Raw genomic sequence first — 19,107 nt, 5'->3', positions numbered from 1 at the left:
GTCGCGCTGAACGAGAAGATTCAAAGACGCTCAGTTCTCGCCTTGGAAGCGAGATTACCGTTACCGCCGGTCGCTCAGAACGGTCCGGCAGCCGCGCGAACGCTCGGGCCCGTTCGCGCGGCTCGCTCGACTTTGCGCTTGGCCGCTTCGGGTTCCGTCTCACAGGCTGTGCCGTGCATCCGCCACCGCCGACGTGTCACCGCCGAGTGCGGCTGGTCCCGGCAAGTCACGTGGATGCGATGCCCCCGGTCGTGAGTGATGACGTCAAACGCAATGAACCTGATCCTTCTAGACAACAACGGCTTCTCGACCCGGACGATCCGCCATGATCGGAGTGCGACATCCCACTTCGAGTGCCCGAGAAGGATTGTCCTATGCAGAGCGCGTTGGGGTCTCCGATCGACGGCCTGAAATCAGCCGGCTTCGAACGCGTGGTTGATGCTTTCCGGCGGACTTTCGGAGCACGTGGAGAGTTGGGTGGCGCGGTCGCGGTGACGGTGGATGGGTCGGCTGTCGTGGATCTGTGGGGTGGCTGGAGGGGCCCAGACCGCCAGCGGGCTTGGGATCGGCAAACGCTCACGAATGTACGGTCGGCGACCCAGGGCCTGATGGCGATCTGCGTTTTGCAGCTGGTGGAGAACGGTGATCTCGATCTCGAAGCTCCTGCAGCACGTTACTGGCCGGAGCTGGCTGGGTGTGGCGGGTCGATCATCCCTGTTTGCTGGTTGCTTTCACGCTGTTGCGGCGTGAGCGGGACCACTCTCGATTCGCGGATGACCTCGGACGCCCGGCTCGATCTTCCTATCTTGGAAAGGCGGTTTGTCGAGCAAAAGCTGTCAGGCGAATTGGCGGCGATTGGCAGCCGCGGGGGGATGTCGTACGGGTATCTGGTCGGTCGGGTAATCGAGAGGTCCATCGGCCAGACCACCAGTCAGTTCTTTGCCGCCAACGTGGCAGCGCCACTGAACGTGGACGTCCACATCGGGGTCGATTCTCGGGACCTGAGCCGTTGCTCCGCATTCGGTGGATTCATGTCGGCGGATGACCGCTCCTCGATGAAGATGCCGCCCGTGTCGACAGTGGAACTGGGCGGGTATGCGACTGCACTCGGACTGGCGACGGTGTATGGAGCGCTCGCGGACGGCTCGGGAAGGCTGCTCACCCCGGACACCATCGAGCTTGGCCGAGCCCGTCAGGGCCAGTGCGTGGAGGTGGCCGCCGGCTTGCACGGCGAGTTCGGACTCGGATTCGCGCTCGGTGGCGAGCAGCGAGGGTTCGGGCCGAACCCGCGGGCGTTTGGGTACGGCAGTCATGGCGGCTCGGTCGGGTTCGCCGATCCTGAGCACGGGATTGGGTTCGCCTACGTGACGAACGGGGCCGGATCGGTCTTGCGTGACGATCCGCGCACGATGGCACTTGTCGATGCGCTGTACTCCTGCTTGTGAGGGCGAAGTATGCGCGCACGCCGTCGGACGTGGTGCGTGACCTGCTCGGCCGCACCCCACATCGGCATCGCGCAGGCGTACTGCCGGGTCACCGAGAGAGTGGATCCGACGCCCGTCGCTCGGAAACTCGAGCGCACGTTCGTGCACTGTCAGCGTAGTCGCCTCAGGGCGGGCTCTCCCCGCACCCGAGTGATCTGATCAGGCGCGCTCGGCGAGCAGTGCCGTGAGGCCGGGTTCGGCCAGCCGGCGGTAGGTTGCGGCCAGCCAGGTGGCATCGTGCGGGAAGCCGTTGTCGATGGCCCAGTCCAGCAGGCCGAGTGTCGCGCTGGTGCAGAACTCGGCAACTACGTCGGCCGGAATGGGCAGGCCCACCGTGTCCAGGCCGAGGTGTTCTGTGAGCAGGTCGGCGAGCAACCGGCGCAGGTGGCGCTGGACGACATCGCCGCCCCGCTTGCCGCACAGAGCCCGGAACGCCGGTTGGTGGCCGTAGGCGAAGCGGAACACGGCGTCGGCGGGCCGCGCGGGATCGGCACCCGGCATAGGCGTGCCGAACTCGCGCCGCAACTCCTCGCTCAGTTCGTCGAACGCGGCGAGCAGCAACGCCTCCTTGTCCCGGTAGTGCGCGTAGAACGTCGACCGGCCGACGTCGGCACGATCCAGCACGTCCTGCACGGTGACCCGGTCGTAACCCTTCTCGAAGATGAGTTCGAACAACGCGTTGCGCAGCACGCGACGCGTCCTGCGCACCCGGCGATCCTGCTCGGCCATAGCGCTCCCTCGCCGTTCCCGGACAGTTCGCGGCGACTGTCCGGTATCGCACACAGGCCCCGGTTTGGTTGTTGAACCGCGGCCACGTAACCGAACAGAGTGTTCAGCAACGGACGTGGTGTTCACAAGAGAGGTGTTCCGAATGCCGATCTACATCTGGCTCTTCACGCTCCTGGCAGCGGTGGGTATTCCGGCGGTGGCCTGCGTGGCGCTCTACCGCGGCGCGCGGACCATCGGCCGGTCACGACAGTCGGCGACGCGCACGGCCGCGGTCGCGGGAGCTGGATGGGGCGCGTGGACCGCGGTGATCTGGGTGCTGGCCGCGGCCGGGCTGTTCCACCTGCCGCCGACTCGGCAACAGCCGTGGATCCCGCTGGCGTTCGTCGTCGGGATCGTCATCGCCTTCGCGGCGAGCAAGCTGCCGAGTGTCCAGGCGATCCTCGCCCAGCCCGGCGCGCTGCGGTTGCTGGCGTGGCCGCAGGTGCTGCGCGTCGCGGGGGTCGTGTTCCTGGCCGCGATGATCCTGGGCAAGCTCCCAGCCGCGTTCGCGCTGCCCGCGGGGCTCGGTGACATCGCGGTCGGGCTGACCGCGCCGTTCGCGATCCGCAGCGGTCGCGTGCTGTGGCTCAACATCATGGGCCTGCTCGACCTGGTCGTGGCCATGACGCTCGGGTTCCTGACGGGGGTCGGCCAGCGAGTGGTCCTCGAGGTTACCCCGTCTGCCGAGCAGGCAGGCACGTTGCCGCTCGTGCTGGTGCCGTTGGCCGCTGTGCCCTTGGCTGTCGCGCTGCACCTGGTGAGTTTCGTCGCGCTCGCCCGGGAAAGCCGGAGGCTCCAGGTGGTTTCGGCGTGATCCGATGGGTGCCGTGAGCGGCTTGGTCCGCAAGTCCGCTGCCGGGCTGCGCGAGGCGGGCACGACCGACGGCGCCGACCGAGCAGCCTTGCCAGCCCAGGTCGGCGACCTGGGCTTTTTCGTTATCCCCCAGTGGGGGGCGAGGCGAAGCTAGCCCCGCGATCCAGCGCCGGCTTGCTGCCCTCGCGCCCGACCTCGGCGCGCCAGAGCTCACGACGGCCGTGCCCCGGAAGTAGCCGGTTGTCAGCGACGGGTCCGCGAGCTATGGTCCTCTGACATCAGATGTCTGATGTCTTCGACGGACAGGGGACCACGGTGAGGTCATCGGTGACTTCCAAGATCGCGTGGCGGATCGTGCCGCTGCTGGCGCTGTGCTACCTCGTGTCGTTCATCGACAAGACGAACATCGGGTTCGCGCAGCTCGGGATGCAGTCGGCGGTCGGGATCAGCGACGCGGCGTTCGGGCTCGGGGCGGGGGTGTTCTTCGTCGGGTACTTCCTGTTCGAAGTGCCCAGCAACCTCGCGCTGGCCCGCTTCGGCGCGCGGCGCTGGATCGCCCGCATCATGCTCACCTGGGGCGTCCTCGTCGTGGTGATGATCTTCGTGCGCGGGCCGGTGAGCTTCACCGTGCTGCGGTTCCTGCTGGGTGTCGCGGAGGCCGGCTTCTACCCGGGCGTCCTGTACTACCTGTCCAAGTGGGTGCCCGGGCGCGAGCGGACGAAGCTGGTCGGCCTGCTGATCCTGGCGAACCCGGTGTCGACGGTCGTCGGTGGCCCGATCTGCGGCGCGTTGCTCGAGCTCGACGGCTGGCTGGGTCTCTCGGGCTGGCAGTGGATGTTCATCGTGACCGGCGTGCCGGCGGTGGTACTGGCGGCGGTCGTGCTGAGGTTCCTGCCGGAGTCGCCGGATCGCGCGAGGTGGCTGAGCGCCGACGAGCGGGCGTGGCTGCACGACGCGCTGGCCGCGGAGGAGAGCCAGGCGCAGGTCCGGCACCGGAATCCCTTGCGTGCCTTGACGGATCCGAAGGTGCTCTTCCTGGCGGCGTTCTTCGCCGCCTTCCCGACGGCGGCGTACGGGCTGCGGCTGTGGTTGCCGACGCTCGTGAAGTCGTTCCACGTCTCGGATTTCGCCAACGGCGTGCTCAACGCGGTGCCGTTCGCCTTCGCTGCCGTCGCCCTCGTGATCTGGCCGCGGGTGGCCGGGCGCGGGCGCCACCTCCACCGGCACCTGGTGGCGGCCACGTTACTGGGCGCCGCCGGTCTCGTGGCGACCGCGCTCGCCACGAGCCTCGCACTGCAACTCGTGCTGCTGTCGATCACCGCCGTCGGCATGTTCGCCGCGCAGCCCATGTACTGGTCGCTCCCGTCGCGGCTGCTGCTCGGGGCGAACGCGGCGGCGGGCCTGGCGCTGATCAACTCGGTCGGGAACCTCGGCGGGTTCGTCGGGCCGTACGTGGTGGGGGCGATCAAGTCGGCCGGCGGCGGGCTGCGCGGCGGCATGTTCTTCCTCGCCGCGGTGATGCTCTACGCCGCCGTCATGGCTGTGGTCTCGGCGCGCCGGCTGCGCGTCGACGAACCCGCCGCCGTCCTCGCAGAACGCCGCTAGGCCAAGGAGAACGATGCCGTCACAGCCAAACGTCCTCATCGTCTGCGCCGACCACTGGGCGGGTGGACTGCTCGGTGCCGCCGGGCACCCGGCGGTGCAGACCCCGACCCTCGACGCGCTGGCCGCGAGTGGCACGCGGTTCAGCCGCGCGTACAGCGAATCGCCGGTGTGCGTGCCGGCGCGGCGCACGCTCATGACCGGCACGACCCCGCGCACCCACGGCGACCGCACCTTCCAGCAGGACCTGCCGATGCCGAACTTGCCCACGCTCGCGCAGACCTTCCGCGACCACGGCTACCAGGCCCACGCCGTGGGCAAGCTGCACGTGTTCCCCCAGCGCGCGCGGATCGGGTTCGACGACGTCCTGCTCGCCGAGGAGGGCCGGCGGCAGTGGGGCGTGGCCGACGACTACGAGGCCCACCTCGCCGAACGCGGCTACGTGGGTCAGTTGTACGCGCACGGGATGAGCAACAACCAGTACACCTGGCGGCCCTGGCACCTGCCCGAGGAACTGCACCAAACCAGCTGGGCTTCGCGGCAGATGGCGCGCGTGATCCAGCGCCGCGACCCGACCCGCCCGGCGCTGTGGTACCTGTCCTACACGGCTCCGCACCCGCCGGTCACTCCGCCGGCCGAGTACCTCGACCTGTACGACCCGGACCGGATCGACCTGCCCGTGACCGCGCCGTGGTCGGCGGACCCGGAACGGCTGCCGCACCAGCTGCGACGCCGGATCGGCGCGGACAGCCCGATCGGGTTCTCGGAGCACGACGTGCGCATGGCCCGGCGCGCCTTCTACGCGCAGTGCACCTACATAGACCACCAGTTGCGCGTGGTCATCGGGACGCTGCGTGAAGAAGGGCTGCTCGACGACACGATCATCGTGTTCACCGCCGACCACGGCGACATGCTCGGCGACCACAACCTGTGGGCCAAGCGCGTCTTCTACGAGCGCTCGGCCAACGTCCCGATGCTCGTGCTCGGCCGTCAGGGCGACCCGCGCGTGCGGCCGGGCACGGTCGACGACCGGCTGGTGGGGCTGCAGGACGTGATGCCCACCGTGCTCGACCTCGCCGGGCTGCCCGTGCCCGAGACGGTCGAGGGCCGGTCGATGGCCGGCGCGCCACCGCGCGAGGTGCTCTACGGCGAGTACGGCGAAGGCCCCGAGGCGACCCGGATGGTCCACGACGGCCGGTACAAGCTGATCTACTACCCGGTCGGCAACCACGTGCAGCTCTTCGACGTGGGCGAGGACGATCGCGATCGCGTCGACCTGGCCGGCGATCCCGCGTACGCCGGCCTTCGGGACAAGCTGCTCGGGCACCTGGCGGAGCAGCTCTACGGAACCGACGCCCAGTGGCTGCGCGGCGGTGAGCTGGTGGGACTTCCCGACGAAGACTTCAGCCCGGTGGCCGATCGAGGCCTGTCGCAGCAGCGTGGCCTGCACTGACACACCGTCGCCGGTCACTCCGGTGAGCTGGGCCGCCGGTACGATGAGGGGCCTCGGTCGCCTCGGGAGGGAACACATGTCGTCGGCACGCACGGCCGGCCGGCTGCTGCCGGAACAGGTCGCGTCGGAGCTGATCACCCGGATCCTCGACGGCGAGCTCGACCTGGACGAGCAACTCCCCAGCGAAGTCGACCTCGCCGCCGCTCTCGGCATCAGCAGGCTGACGTTGCGCGAGGCGGTGAAAGCGTTGCAGAACCGCGGTGTCCTGCGGATCGAGCGCGGGCGCGGAACGTACGTCAACCCGCGCCGCGCGTGGTCGCAGCTGGACCCGATGGTTCTCGACGCCATGACCGGGTCCGAAGCCGGACCCGAGTTGTTCCGGCACCTGACGGAGATGCGCCGCGTCGTGGAGACCGGCATGGCGGGGCTCGCCGCCGCCCGCCGCACCGACGCCGACCTCGACCGGATGCGCACCCACCTCGACCAGCTCGCCGACGCCGCCGGCCGCGACTCCGTCGACGACTACGCCACCGCCGACCTCGCCTTCCACGACGACCTCCTCGCGGCCGCGGGGAACCCCCTCGTGGAAGGCATCTACGACCAGCTGCGCTCCGCCCTGCGCGACCTGCGCCGCGAAACCACCCGCATGGCCCAAAACCTCGCCGACGGCCTCGCCGTCCACCGCGCCATCCTCGACGCCGTCTCCGCCGGCGACGCCGAACAAGCCACCCACGCGATGATGCGCCACTTCGAACGCACGTCGGCGTACCTGGAACAGGCCATCGCGGCGACCACGACCCGGCGGGCTCCGGCGCGGCAGTAGCCCGTTCCCCGGGCTCGCCGTCCTCGGCTCACGGCCTTCCGCACGCCGAGTTTCGAGGACCGACCTCGTGGTTGCCTTCACTGCGTCGTGCTTCCGTGCGGCGACCGGAACAACGCTCTCAGGCCGAAGCCTTGACGGCCTATTCCACTAGTGTCATGGTACTCCACAAGTGGAGTACTCCAGGAGAGAGCGGAGCGATGAAGCTCGAGAACATCCTGCTGGGCGTGCTGCTCCAGCGGCCAAGCACCGGGTACGACCTGAAGAAGTTCCTCGACACCGCGGGCCGGTTCCTGCGCTCGAACACGCAGATGAGCCAGGTCTACCGGTCGCTGGGGCGCATGGAGGACAGCGGCTGGGTCACCCACGACGTCCACCCGCGGCCGGGCGCGCAGGACGCCAAGACCTACGCCGTCACGGCCGAGGGGGCGACGGTGTTCCTCGACTGGCTGAAGGGCCCGTACCACCCGCCGACGCGGTTCCAGGACCCGGAGCTGACCGTGCGGCTGACCTTCGCGGGCTTCCTGTCCGTCGAGGAGGTCATCCGGTTGCTGGAAACGGAGATCACCACGCGGCGCGAGGAGATCGCGCGCTACCGCTTCCGCGACCGCCGCCTGCCGCGGGAGCCGGGGTTGCCGTTCGACCACGGGCTGGCCGACCGGGTGGGGGAGTGGAGTCACCGGACGGGCGCGGCGGCGATGGACGCGCACGTCGCGGCGTGCGAGGTGTTGCGGCAGAAGCTGCTGGACGGCGAGCCGATCGGTGAAACCCCCGCCGGGGCAACGGAAAGCCGCACGTCGTGAAGGCCGTCATCCTGATGTTCGACAGTCTGAATCGGCATCTGTTGCCGCCGTACGGCGAGACGTTCGTCGAGGCGCCGAACTTCGCGCGGCTGGCGCGGCGGACCGTCACGTTCGACAACTGCTACGCCGGTTCCCTGCCGTGCATGCCGGCGCGGCGCGAGCTGCACACCGGCCGCCACAACTTCCTGCACCGCGGCTGGGGCCCGCTCGAACCGTTCGACGACTCGATGCCCGAGCTGCTCAAGGACGCCGGCGTGCACGCGCACCTCGCCTCCGACCACCCGCACTACTGGGAAGACGGCGGCGCCACCTACCACACGCGCTTTCGCACGTGGGAGTTCTTCCGGGGCCAGGAAGGCGATCCGTGGAAGGGCGTCGTCGGGCAAGGCGACACGCTGCGCCGCCAGGACGCCGTCAACCGGCGGTACCTGGACACCGAAGCGCGGCACTCGCAGACGCGCACGGTCGACGCGGGGCTGCACTTCCTCGAGACCAATGTGGACGCTGACGACTGGTTGCTCCAGCTGGAACTGTTCGACCCCCACGAACCGTTCTTCAGCGCCGACCGCTTCCGCGAGCGCTATCCCGACAACGGATCGGGGTTCGACTGGCCCTCCTACCAGAAGGTCACCGAGTCCGGCGAGCTCGTCGAGCAGGCTCGCAACGCCTACGCCGCCCTGGTCTCCCAGTGCGACCATTCGCTGGGCCGGGTCCTCGACTTCTTCGACGACCACGCGCTCTGGACCGACACCCTCCTGATCGTCAACACCGACCACGGCTTCCTCCTCGGCGAGCACGGCTGGTGGGCCAAATCCGTGCAGCCGTGGTTCACCGAGCTCGTGCACCTGCCGCTGTTCGTCTGGGACCCGCGGATCGGCCGGGCCGGGTCGCGCTGCGACGCGCTGGTTCAGACCACCGACCTGGCTCCCACGGTGCTCGGCTTCTTCGGCCTGGAACCACCACCCGACGTCCAGGGCTTCGACCTCGCCGCCGTGCAGCGCGGCGAAAAAGCACGGACCGGCGCGCTGTTCGGCATCCACGGCGGGCACGTCAACGTCACCGACGGCCGCTACGTCTACCTGCGGGCGTCGGCCGAACCCGCCAACGCGCCGCTCGACGAGTTCACCCTCATGCCGACGCACATGCGCAGCCGGTTCGCGGTGGACGAGCTCGCGAACTGGGAACCGGCGGACCCCTTCACCTTCACCAAGGGCCTGCGCACGATGCGGGTGCCGGCGCAGACGAGCTGGCTCAACCCGTGGCGCCACGGCACGCTGCTGTTCGACCTGGCCACGGACCCGGGCCAGGAAACCCCGATCGCCGACGACGAGACCGAACTGCGGATGCTCGCGCTCCTGGTCCGGCTCATGCGGGAGAACGACGCGCCACCCAGCCAGTTCGCCCGCCTCGGCCTGCCCGCCACCGGCGACCCCGGACCGCAGCACCTGCTCGTCCGCGACCAGGCCGATCGGGCCGCGGCGCTGGCCGAACCCTTGCCCCCGCTCGAAGAACTGCCCGGCACCGCCACCACCCCGCTGGCCGAGCTCTTGCTCGACCCGGCTGCTCGTGCCGTGCTGCAACGGTTCCTGCCCGACCTCGTCCACACCGAACTGCTGTCGGCACCGGCCGACGTCAGCCTCTTCGACCTGGCCCGCCGGGCCGTCATCCCCGGCACCACCCTGCGCCGCGCGGCTCGCGAGCTCGCGGCCGGAAGGACCCCCTGACCGCACCTCCCCACCCCCGCGAAGACAGGACGCCCGCCATGATGAGCACCGACGCTCACGTGTCCCAGCAGACCTCGAGTGCGGCTGCCAAGGTCCCGCACCGCTGGCGAAACCTCGCGACCCTCACCGGCGTGACCGTAGTGGACAACACCGAATCCGGTCTCGTGTCCACCCTCTTCCCGGCGATCTCGTCGGCACTCGGACTGAACAGCGGGCACCTCGGCCTGCTGTCCGCGCTCGGCAAGTTCGTCGCCGTCCCGTTCGGGCCCGCCTGGGTGTGGCTGACCGGCCGCATCGGGCGCCGCGGCGGGCTGATCGTCACGACGATCCTCGGCGGCGTGTTCGGCGTTCTCGCCGGGTTCGCGGCGAACTTCGGGTTGCTGCTGCTGTTCAACACACTCATGTCGGCGTGCGTGATCGGCGCGACGCCGATCGCCAACGCCGTGATCGCCGACTCCTTCGACGACCGCAGCCGCGCGAAGGCCGCCGGGTACCTCTACGGCGCGGTCAACTCGATCGCGGCGTTCCTCGGCCCGGTGCTCGCGCTGTTCACCGGCCTCACCGACGGCTGGCGCTACGGCATGTGGACCATCGGCGCGATCTGCGTCGTGTCGGGGCTCGTGGTCGCGCTGTTCTTCACCGATCCCGGCGTCGGTGCCGCGGAGAGCGAACTCGCCGATCTGTCCACCAAGGACCGGATCAAGACCAAGGTGACGGCCCAGTCGGTCCTGTCGCTGTTCCGCATCCCGACCTTCGCGCTGATGATGCTCTCGCGCCTGCTGTCCGGGCACCTGCTCATCACCATCTTCGGCATCCAGTTCCTGGTGAAGGAACGCGGGTTCACCAACCCGATCGCCGCGCTGGTGCTCATCCCGTTCGGGCTCGGGTACCTCGTCGGCACGGTCGGCGGCGGCTGGCTCGTGCGGCTGCTCGACGAGGTCCTCCCGGCCCGCGGTCGCGTCTACTACCTGCAGATCGCCCAGGTGCTCTTCGCCGCGGCCGCGTTCTTCGGCACGCAGTTCCACTACGGGAGCATCGGCACCTACTGCGTGTTCTGGGCGCTGATGGGTTTAGGGCAGGGCGTGAACCCGCCGGTGAACCGGCCGATCGTCGCGGCCGTGGTGCTGCCGGAGCTGCGCGGGCAGGCGTTCGCGATCTGGCTGACCATCTTCGAGACCGTCGGCTGGGCCCTGTTCTCACTCGGCGCCGGGCAGCTGGCCGACGTGCTCGGCATCCAGACGGTGTTCCTGTGGATCATGGTGATCCTCATGCTCCTCAACGCCGCCGTGCTGTCGGGACTCTACGCTTGTTACCCCCGCGACGTCCGCCGCGTCACCACCGAGCTGGGCCGCCGCCGCGCCGAAGCCCTCGCCCGGTCCTGACCACAGGGAGAACCGCGATGCCCGACCAGCTCGCCCTCGACTCACCGCAGCTGACCGAACTGCTCACCCGCCTCACGCTCGAGGACAAGGTCCGGCTGTTGACCGGGCACGACTTCTGGACGACCGAGCCGGTGCCGGGGATCGGGCTGCGCCGGATGGTCCTGTCCGACGGCCCGTCCGGCGTCCGTGGCGAGGTGTGGGACGAACGCTCACCTTCGCTCAACCTGCCCTCGGCCACCGTGCTGTCGTCCACTTGGGACCGCGAACTGGCCCACCGGTACGGCGAGGTCGCCGCCGCGCAGGCCCGCGCCAAGGGCGTGGACGTCGTGCTCGGCCCGACGATCAACCTGCACCGCTCCCCGCTGGGCGGCCGGCACTTCGAGGCCTACAGCGAGGATCCGCTGCTGACCGCGGTGATCGCCGCCGAGTACGTGCGCGGTGTGCAGGAGCACGGCGTCGCCGCGACGCCCAAGCACTACGTCGCGAACGACTACGAAACCGAACGCTTCACCGCCAGCACGGAGGTTTCGGAGCGGGCCTTGCGCGAGCTGTACCTCGCCGCGTTCGAGCCGTCGGTTACCCAGGCGCGGGCGTGGCTGGTGATGTCGGCCTACAACGCGATCAACGGCACCACCGCGTCCGAGCACCCGCTGCTCGCCTCCCCGCTCAAGGACGAGTGGGGCTTCGACGGCGTGGTCGTCAGCGACTGGACCGCCGTGCGCAGCCTCGCGAGCGCGGAAGCGGAGCAGGACCTCGCGATGCCGGGACCGTTCGGCCCGTGGGGCGACGCGCTCGTGGCCGCCGTGCGCGACGGCCGGATTCCGGAGTCCACAGTGGATCGGAAGGTCCGGCGGATCCTCCTGCTGGCCGCGCGGGTCGGCGCGCTCGACAGTGTCACGCCGCCCGCGCCACCTCCGCCCGCGGTCGACGGCGTCGCGTTCGCCCGTGAGGTCGCGGCGGCGGGCACGGTCCTGCTGGCCAACAACGGCATCCTGCCGTTGACGGCCGCGAAGCTGAGCCGGGTCGCGGTCCTCGGCCACAACGCGGCCCAGGCCCGCACGCAGGGCGGCGGTTCGGCGACCGTCATCCCGGACCGAGTCGTCTCCCCGCTCGACGGCCTGCGCGCGGCACTCCCGGACGCCGAGGTGACCTACGCGCTGGGCGCCGTCGTGCAGGAGGGGGTCGCGCCGTTCCCCCTGGCGGAGATCGCCCACCCGGAGACGGGCGAGCCGGGTCTGCTCGTGCGGTTCCTCGACCGCGACGGCGCCGAGCTGTTCCGCGAAGACCGCTGGGCCGCGTCGCTCGTGTACCTCGGCGGCGACGCCCCGACGGGCGAGGCCGCTGCGGTCGAGCTCACGACGACCTGGACCCCCAGTACCTCGGGGCGGGTCCGGCTCGGGTTCGCGGCCGCCGGTCACGCGCGGATCGACCTCGACGGTGAGCTCCACCTCGACGGCACCGCCGACGCGGGCGCGGACCTCGGCGCGGCGGTGCTGTCGCCGCCGTCGGCGGCCGCGCCCGTCACGGTCGAAGCCGGCCGGCCCGTCGCCGTGCGGCTCACGTTCGACCGCGTGCCCGGCGAAGGCAGCCTCGGCTACGCCTTCGGGCTCACGATCGGCCTCGCGCCGCCCGACGTCGACCCCGCGGAGTTGCTCGCGGAAGCGGCGGAGACCGCGGAACGCGCGGACGTCGCGATCGTCGTGGTGGGCACCAATTCCGCCGTCGAGTCGGAAGGCCACGACCGCACCGACCTCGCCCTGCCCGGTCACCAGGACGACCTCGTCCGCGCCGTCGCCGCCACCGGAACCCCGACGATCGTGGTCGTCAACTCCGGCTCGCCGGTCCTGCTGCCGTGGCGCGCGGACGTCGCGGCGGTGCTCGTGCCGTACTTCGGTGGCCAGGAAATGGGCCACGCCCTGGCCGACGTCCTGCTCGGCGCGCGCGAACCCGGTGGCCGCCTGCCCACCACCTGGCCGGCCACCATGGACGTCCCCGTGCTCGACGTGACCCCGGTCGACGGAGTCCTGCGCTACCCCGAAGGCATCCACGTCGGGTACCGCGCCTGGCTCAAGTCCGGCCGGGAACCCGCGTACCCCTTCGGTTCCGGGCTCGGCTACTCGACCTGGTCGCTCGACGGCCTGCGCGTGAGCCCCGCGATTTCCGCCGGCGGCGCCGCGGAGGTCGAACTCACCGCGACCAACACCGGTGCCCGGGCGGGCAAGCAGGTCGTGCAGGTGTATCTGGCACGCCCGGACTCCGGCGTCGACCGACCGGTCCGCTGGCTCGCCGGGTTCACCACCGTCGAGGCGGCACCGGGCGAAGCCGTGCCAGTCACGGTGACGCTGCCCGCCCGTGCTTTCGCGGACTGGCAACCCGGCGGCTGGCACTACGAACCGGGCGGGTTCACTGTCCTGGTGGGCACGTCGGTCGAGGATCTGCCGCTGCGGGCGGACATCGAGCTCAAGTAGCGCTCACGCCGGACAGCGCGCCGAGTGTTTTCTCCAGTTCGTACACCGCGGCCGGGTCGAGGTCCGGATGCATGGCCGCGACGTCGACGACGGTGAGGTGCACCAGCATCGTCCGCCCGGTCGGGGTGTCGAGCCGCGGCAGCACCGGCAGGATCGCTTCGCGCGCTCGGGGAATCCGGAACAGCTCGCGGATCGGGACCGTGGCGACGATCGCGTCGGGGGAGAGGTCGGCGCGCCGGACGGGCGGGCGCGCGGCGGCGTCGACGAGGTCGCGTTGCGCGTCGGCCAGCAGGTGCGCCTCGGTGACGGGGCCGGTCGCGGGCAGCCCGAGCCGCTCGTACTGCTCCGGTGGCGCCTCGTTCTCGCGCATGAGCTTCACCAGCAGTTCGATCATGCGCAGTTCCAGCGCGGGGTCGCTCAACGGTGACTGCTGCCGCGGATCGGTTTCGAGGTCGAACAGCATGGTGCCGAACGGATACGGATTCCCGAACGTCCACCCGGGAACCTTCAGCACCGGCACGCCCTTCGTGAAGCCGAATCCTTCCACGAGTTCGGCTTCACGCAGCTCGGCCGGCGAGAACGGCGCGTGCATGTGGGTCGGCATGAGCGTGTAATCGAACAAGGGCTGGTTGTCGGGGTTCACGGTGTTGCGCAGGTACGCGTACCGGCCGTCGGTGACGTTGACGTGCCCGCCGGCCGAGCCGAACAACGCGCCCTCCCGGATCGGGCGATCTTCGGTCAGCACGGACGCCAGCGGCTTGCCCTGCATGTCCGCCGTCGGCTCCAGGCCGAAGAACTCCAGCAGCGTCGGGGCGAGGTCGATGGTCTGGACCAGGCTCGTCCGGCTTTCGCCGGCGGCGGGATGCCGCGGATCCCAGACGAACAGCGGAGTGTGGATGTTCTCGTCGTACCACGGTTGCACGCTCTTGCCCCACCAGCCGTGTTCGCCGAGCAGGAAACCGTGGTCGGTGCAGACCACGAGCATCGTGTCCCGCCACATCTCGTGCTCGTCGAAGAAGTCGAGCACGCGGCCGAGGGAGTGGTCGCACATCGCCAGCAGCGCCAGGTAGCCGTTGCGCAGGTGCTCGGCTTCCGCGTCGCTCTCGACGACCTTCTTGTAGGCGGGCCAATCGAAGTGCCGGCCCTCGTAACCCGCTTCGAACAGCTCGAGGTACTTGTCGTAGGTGAAGAAGGGCTCGTGCGGGTCGAAGCACTCGATCTGCAGCAGCCAGTCGTCCTCGGTGTGGTTGCGGCCCAGGAACTCGAGCCCGGCGTCGACCGTGAGCGTCTGCGAGTGCCGGTCCTCGGTCTGCTGGTACTCCCGGCTGATCCAGTTCCGGCGCGTGCGCGGGTTCTTCGCGTTGATCGTGTCCGGCGTGACCGGGTCGGCGACGTGGCCCTTCCAGCCGTCGCCTTCCTGGCCGCGGAAGAACTCGTAGGAGTCGAAGCGGTTGTGGTAGGTCAGGCCGCCGTCTTCCCAGTAGTGGTAGTGGTCGGTGACCAGGTGCGTGTACACGCCGGCGCCGCGCAGCAGCTGCGGCGCCGAGTCGTCGAACGGCTCCAGCGGTCCCCACGAGCGGTGCAGGAAGTTGTAGCGCCCGGTGTGCAGCTCCCGGCGCGCGGGCATGCACGGCATGCTGCCGGCGTAGCAGTTCGTGAAGCGCGTGGTGTGCTGCGCGAGCCGCGTGAAGTTCGGCGTCCGGCTCTCCGCGGAGCCGTAGGGCTCGAGGTGCCGCCGGTTCAAGGTGTCGAACATCAGGACAATCGCGCGCACGCTGCCTCTTCCCGTCCCGGTCGCGGCGAGACCACGCAGCGCGACCTCCGGTGGTAGATCGATCTCGCAAGGCTGACATGGGCAAAGAGTGGCCGTCAAGGCGTCGCGTGGCACTGGTTGTCTCGTCGTTGGTCACAGTGCGGAGTGCTTGTCGGCGGCGCTGGGTGGAGCTATGGTAGATCGATCTAGCGAAGGTAGATCGATCTACCACGGTTGGCGCGAAGGAGTTTGGGTGCCTGAGCAGAAGGCGGACTCGCCGGACGTCGTCCTCGTCCACGGCCACGACCTCGGGCGGTGGCTCTCGGTGTACGGCATGCCGCACGTGCCGAGCCCGAACCTGGCCGCGTTCGCGGAGGACGCCGTGGTGTTCGACAACGCCCACGCGGCCGCCCCGCTCTGCTCACCGGCTCGCGCGGCTCTGTTCACGGGGCTCTCGCCGCACCGCAACGGCGTCGAAGGCCTGGCGCACCACGGCTGGCGCTACCGCCACGACATCGTGACCGCGCCCGAACGGCTGCGCCCGCTCGGGTACCACTCGGTGCTCATCGGGCTGCAGCACGAACACCCCGACCCGACCGTGCTGGGCTTCGACGAGGTCGGCGGTCTCGGGTTCCTGCCGCGCGCGCACCAGGTCGCCGACGCGGCCGCCGGCTGGCTGCGCGCGTGCCCGGACCGCGGCGACCGCAAGCCGCTGTTCCTGACCGTCGGCGTGTGGGAGGTCCACCGGCCCTGGCCGGCGGAGGATTACACGCCCGCCGACCCGGGACGCGTCGACGTGCCGGACTTCCTGCCCGACAACGAGCACACCCGCGAGGACATCGCCGCGTTCCACGGCTCGATCCGGCAGCTCGACGACGCGATGGGCGCCCTGCTGCGCACGATCGACGAGACGCTCGACCCCGAGACGACGATGGTCATCTTCACGACCGACCACGGCGCGGCGTTCCCGCGCGCGAAGAGCACGCTCTACGACGCCGGCACCGGGGTGTCCCTGCTGGTCCGGCCGCCGCGCTCGTGGGCCGCCGCGCCGCGCCGCGTCACCGACCTCGTTTCGCACCTCGACCTCGTGCCGACCCTGCTCCACGTCGCGGGTGGCGCACCGGCGGCGGAACTGGAAGGCACGAGCCTGGTTCCGTTGCTGCGCGGGGGAACCGGTGATCCGGACCGCGTGCTCTACCCGGGCAAGAGCTACCACGACAGCTACGATCCGATGCGCGCCGTGCGCTCGCGCGAGTTCACCTACATCCGGAACTTCCGGTCCGGGCCGCTGCTCACGCTGTCGCTCGACCTCGAGAACAGCGCGACCCGGCGGGGGATGGGCGACGCGCACCTCGCGCCCCGTCCGGCCGAAGAACTCTACGACCGCCGGAAAGACCCCGACGAGCTCACGAACGTCGTCGAAGACCCGGCGTACGCCGAAGTGCTGGCCGAGTACGCGCGCCTGCTGGACGAGCGCCTCGTCGCGACCGACGACCCGGTCCTGGCCGGCGGCTCACCGCCGCCGGGACCGCGCAGCCGCGAAGTCGACGCGCTGCCACCACTGGCGCCGCTGGCGTCCCGCACCCCCGAAGACCCCTCGTGAATCCCCGGTCCCCGCGAGAGCATGAGAGACAAGGACGTACTCACATGACCGAAACCGCCGTCGGATCCCCGGCCCGAGCGCCGTGGGGGATCTACCTCATCGGTGCCTTCGCCGAGCTCCTCTTCGGTTACGACACCGGCATCATCGGCACCGCGATGCTGTCGATCAAGAAGGAGTTCCCGCTCACCCCGGCGACGCAGGGGCTCGTGGTGAGCTCGCTCCTGCTCGGCGCGGCGATCGGCGTCGGCTTCGCCGGCCGGCTGGCCGACCGCCACGGCCGCCGCCCGACCCTGCTGCTCGTCGGCGCGATCTTCGGCCTCGGCGGCCTGGTCGCGGCGGTGGCGCCGTCCGTGGCGATCCTCGTGCTGGGGCGCTTGGTCATGGGCCTCGGCGTGGGTTCGTCCGCCGTGGTGGTTTCGGTGTACCTCATCGAGATCGCGCCGACGCGCCACCGCGGCAAGATCGGCGCGCTGGGCCAGATGATGGTCGTGCTCGGGATCATGCTCGCCTACCTCGTCGGCTATTCGCTCAACGCGTCCGGTCAGTGGCGGCTCATGCTCGGGTTCACGCTGATCCCCTCGGTCCTGATCGTGTGCGCGCTGTTCTTCGCGCCGGAAAGCCCGCGCTGGCTCGTGCAGCAGGGCCGCGACGGCGACGCGCGGAGCGCTCTGGCCCGGCTGGGCCGGGCCGCCACCGCGGACGAAGAGCTGCACGAGCTGCACCGGGTCGTGACGACCGCGAACAGCAACCGCCGCAGCACCGCGGACGTGCTGCGGGAGATGTTCTCGCCCGCGCTGCGGCGCAGCACGGCCGCCGGGGTCGTCCTCGCGGTGCTCGCGCAGACCGTCGGGACGAACTCGATCGTCTACTACGCCCCGACGACCCTGGCGCACGCCGGCTTCGGGCAAGCCGCGGCCGTCACCGCGAACATCAGCATCGGCGTGGCCAACGTGGTGTTCACGATCCTCGGCATCGCGCTGGTGGACCGGATCCCGCGGCGGCGGCTGTTGCTGTTCGGCGCCATCGGGATGACGGTGGCGCAGCTGTTCCTCGCGATCTACACGCTGCTGCAGTCCGGTCCGTCGGTGGCCGGCGCCTACGCGACGCTGATCGGGATGATCGTGTTCCTGTCGTCGTTCGCCTTCGCGTGGGGCGTGCTGGTGCGGGTGGTCGTGTCTGAGCTGTTCCCGTCCGCGATCCGCGGCAGCGCGTCGGGTCTCGTGCTGGTGTTGCAGTGGTTCGCGAACTTCGTGGTCAACCAGTTCTTCCCCGAGATCCTCGCGACGAGCGCGGCGCTGAGCTTCGGCATCTTCGCCGTGGTCGGGATCATCGCGGTGGTGTTCGTCGCGAAGCTGCTGCCCGAAACGGGCGCGGGCAAGAGCCTGGAGGACGTCGAACAGGCGGCGGTTCAGCTCGCGCGCTGACGCGGTGTGGTGTCCGTCGAGCGGCGCACGACCAGCTCCGGTTCGATCAGCACGACCTCCGGGGCGGCGGAGCGCTCGGTCAGCTGCCGCGTGAGGAGCTCCGCCGCCTGCCGGCCGAGCTCCCGCGGGTGGGCCGAGACGCTGGTGAGCGGTGGCTCCCACAGCTCGCCTTCGGCGACGCCGTCGAAGCCGACCACCAGCGGCTCCCGCGCGCCGCGGTCGCGCAGTTCGCGGTAGACGCCGAACGCGACGACGTCGCTGTGGCAGATGACGCCGTCGGGCACCTCGGTCAGCTGCCGCGCGACCTCCCGGCCGCCGCGGCCGCTGGTCTCGCCGGGCAGGTCGAGTACCTCGGCCTTCCCCTCGGCGGCAGCGCGCACCCCGCGCACGCGGTCGCGGCGGGCGACCGCGCGGGCCGGGCCGCCGAGGTAGGCTAGCGTCCGGCAGCCGCGTTCGATCAGGTGCGCGGCGGCCAGCTCGCCGCCGTGGACGTCGTCGGGCCCGACGTAGTGCGTGGTGCGGTCTTCGAGGTAGCGGGTGGCCAGCACGTAGGTGACACCCCACGCCTCGAGCTTGTCGATCAGGCCCGCGTCGGTGCCTTGCGTGGGCACCACGACCAGGCCCGCGACCTGGTGCTCGCGCAGGGCGGTGAGCAGGTGGTCCTGGCGGCGTGGGTCGTCGAGCGTGTTGGTCAGCAGCGACACGAACCCCCGCGTGTCCAGTTCGGCCTCGAGCCCGAGCGTCATCTCCGCGAAGAACGGGTTGGAGATGTCCGTGACCAGGACACCGACGACGTCCGTCCGCTGGCTGCGCAGGGCCGCGGCGCCGCGGTGGTACACGTACCCGAGCTCGTCCATGGTGTCGAACACGCGCTTGCGCGTCGCCTCCGAGACCCGGCCAGCGCCTCGCACCACGAGCGACGCCGTGGCCCGCGAAACCCCGGCTCGCGCCGCGACGTCCTTGAGCGTGATCCGTGAACCCACGCACTCAGCGTAGCGGGCCACCGCGC

General features: G+C 70.4%; 14 protein-coding genes. 11 read left to right on the top strand and 3 right to left on the bottom strand.

Features of this window, described 5'->3' with window-relative positions:
- Nucleotides 1-374: 374 nt before the first annotated feature.
- Nucleotides 375-1,445, top strand: coding sequence for a serine hydrolase domain-containing protein (locus ACIA77_RS24380; RefSeq protein ID WP_395888262.1), 1,071 nt, complete (start codon nt 375-377; stop codon nt 1,443-1,445).
- Between the two features lie 198 nt (nt 1,446-1,643).
- On the opposite strand, the gene ACIA77_RS24375 is transcribed toward ACIA77_RS24380, so the two are convergent.
- Nucleotides 1,644-2,213 (bottom strand): TetR/AcrR family transcriptional regulator, encoded by a 570-nt coding sequence (locus ACIA77_RS24375; RefSeq protein ID WP_395888261.1) that lies wholly within the window; start codon nt 2,211-2,213, stop codon nt 1,644-1,646.
- A gap of 142 nt (nt 2,214-2,355) precedes the next feature.
- Between ACIA77_RS24375 and ACIA77_RS24370 the strand changes: the two genes are divergently transcribed.
- The 8 genes from ACIA77_RS24370 (at nt 2,356) to ACIA77_RS24335 (ending at nt 13,318) form a co-directional block, all read left to right on the top strand.
- Nucleotides 2,356-3,066, top strand: coding sequence for a hypothetical protein (locus ACIA77_RS24370; protein ID WP_395888260.1), 711 nt, complete (start codon nt 2,356-2,358; stop codon nt 3,064-3,066).
- A gap of 327 nt (nt 3,067-3,393) precedes the next feature.
- Nucleotides 3,394-4,671, top strand: a complete 1,278-nt coding sequence (locus ACIA77_RS24365; protein ID WP_395888259.1) for an MFS transporter — start codon at nt 3,394-3,396, stop codon at nt 4,669-4,671.
- 13 nt (nt 4,672-4,684) lie between these two features.
- Entirely contained in the window at nt 4,685-6,121 is a 1,437-nt protein-coding gene (locus ACIA77_RS24360) for a sulfatase-like hydrolase/transferase (RefSeq protein WP_395888258.1), read from the top strand.
- 76 nt (nt 6,122-6,197) lie between these two features.
- A complete protein-coding gene (locus ACIA77_RS24355) occupies nt 6,198-6,944 on the top strand; it encodes a FadR/GntR family transcriptional regulator (RefSeq protein ID WP_395888257.1) in 747 nt (248 codons plus the stop codon).
- 197 nt (nt 6,945-7,141) lie between these two features.
- Nucleotides 7,142-7,744, top strand: coding sequence for a helix-turn-helix transcriptional regulator (locus ACIA77_RS24350; protein ID WP_395888256.1), 603 nt, complete (start codon nt 7,142-7,144; stop codon nt 7,742-7,744).
- Nucleotides 7,741-9,468, top strand: coding sequence for a sulfatase-like hydrolase/transferase (locus ACIA77_RS24345; RefSeq protein WP_395888255.1), 1,728 nt, complete (start codon nt 7,741-7,743; stop codon nt 9,466-9,468). Before ACIA77_RS24350 ends, ACIA77_RS24345 begins: the two co-directional genes overlap by 4 nt.
- A gap of 41 nt (nt 9,469-9,509) precedes the next feature.
- Complete coding sequence (locus ACIA77_RS24340; RefSeq protein WP_395888254.1) at nt 9,510-10,850, top strand: MFS transporter; 1,341 nt, start codon at nt 9,510-9,512, stop codon at nt 10,848-10,850.
- A gap of 17 nt (nt 10,851-10,867) precedes the next feature.
- Complete coding sequence (locus ACIA77_RS24335; protein ID WP_395888252.1) at nt 10,868-13,318, top strand: beta-glucosidase; 2,451 nt, start codon at nt 10,868-10,870, stop codon at nt 13,316-13,318.
- On the opposite strand, the gene ACIA77_RS24330 is transcribed toward ACIA77_RS24335, so the two are convergent.
- Nucleotides 13,311-15,092, bottom strand: a complete 1,782-nt coding sequence (locus tag ACIA77_RS24330) for a sulfatase (protein WP_395888251.1) — start codon at nt 15,090-15,092, stop codon at nt 13,311-13,313. The genes ACIA77_RS24335 and ACIA77_RS24330 overlap by 8 nt on opposite strands.
- A 232-nt stretch (nt 15,093-15,324) precedes the next feature.
- Between ACIA77_RS24330 and ACIA77_RS24325 the strand changes: the two genes are divergently transcribed.
- Nucleotides 15,325-16,674, top strand: a complete 1,350-nt coding sequence (locus ACIA77_RS24325; protein ID WP_395888250.1) for a sulfatase — start codon at nt 15,325-15,327, stop codon at nt 16,672-16,674.
- Between the two features lie 44 nt (nt 16,675-16,718).
- The gene (locus ACIA77_RS24320; RefSeq protein WP_395888249.1) at nt 16,719-18,098 is read left to right on the top strand and encodes a sugar porter family MFS transporter; all 1,380 of its coding nucleotides are present in this window, start codon (nt 16,719-16,721) and stop codon (nt 18,096-18,098) included.
- On the opposite strand, the gene ACIA77_RS24315 is transcribed toward ACIA77_RS24320, so the two are convergent.
- Nucleotides 18,083-19,081 (bottom strand): LacI family DNA-binding transcriptional regulator, encoded by a 999-nt coding sequence (locus ACIA77_RS24315; RefSeq protein WP_395888248.1) that lies wholly within the window; start codon nt 19,079-19,081, stop codon nt 18,083-18,085. The two genes, ACIA77_RS24320 and ACIA77_RS24315, sit on opposite strands and share 16 nt — an antisense overlap.
- Nucleotides 19,082-19,107: the final 26 nt, after the last annotated feature.

This window comes from Amycolatopsis sp. NPDC051903 (assembly GCF_044452505.1).
In the GTDB taxonomy this organism is placed as follows: domain Bacteria; phylum Actinomycetota; class Actinomycetes; order Mycobacteriales; family Pseudonocardiaceae; genus Amycolatopsis.
Note: the sequence above shows the minus strand (reverse complement) of the source record. Positions and strands in the feature narration are given on the sequence as shown.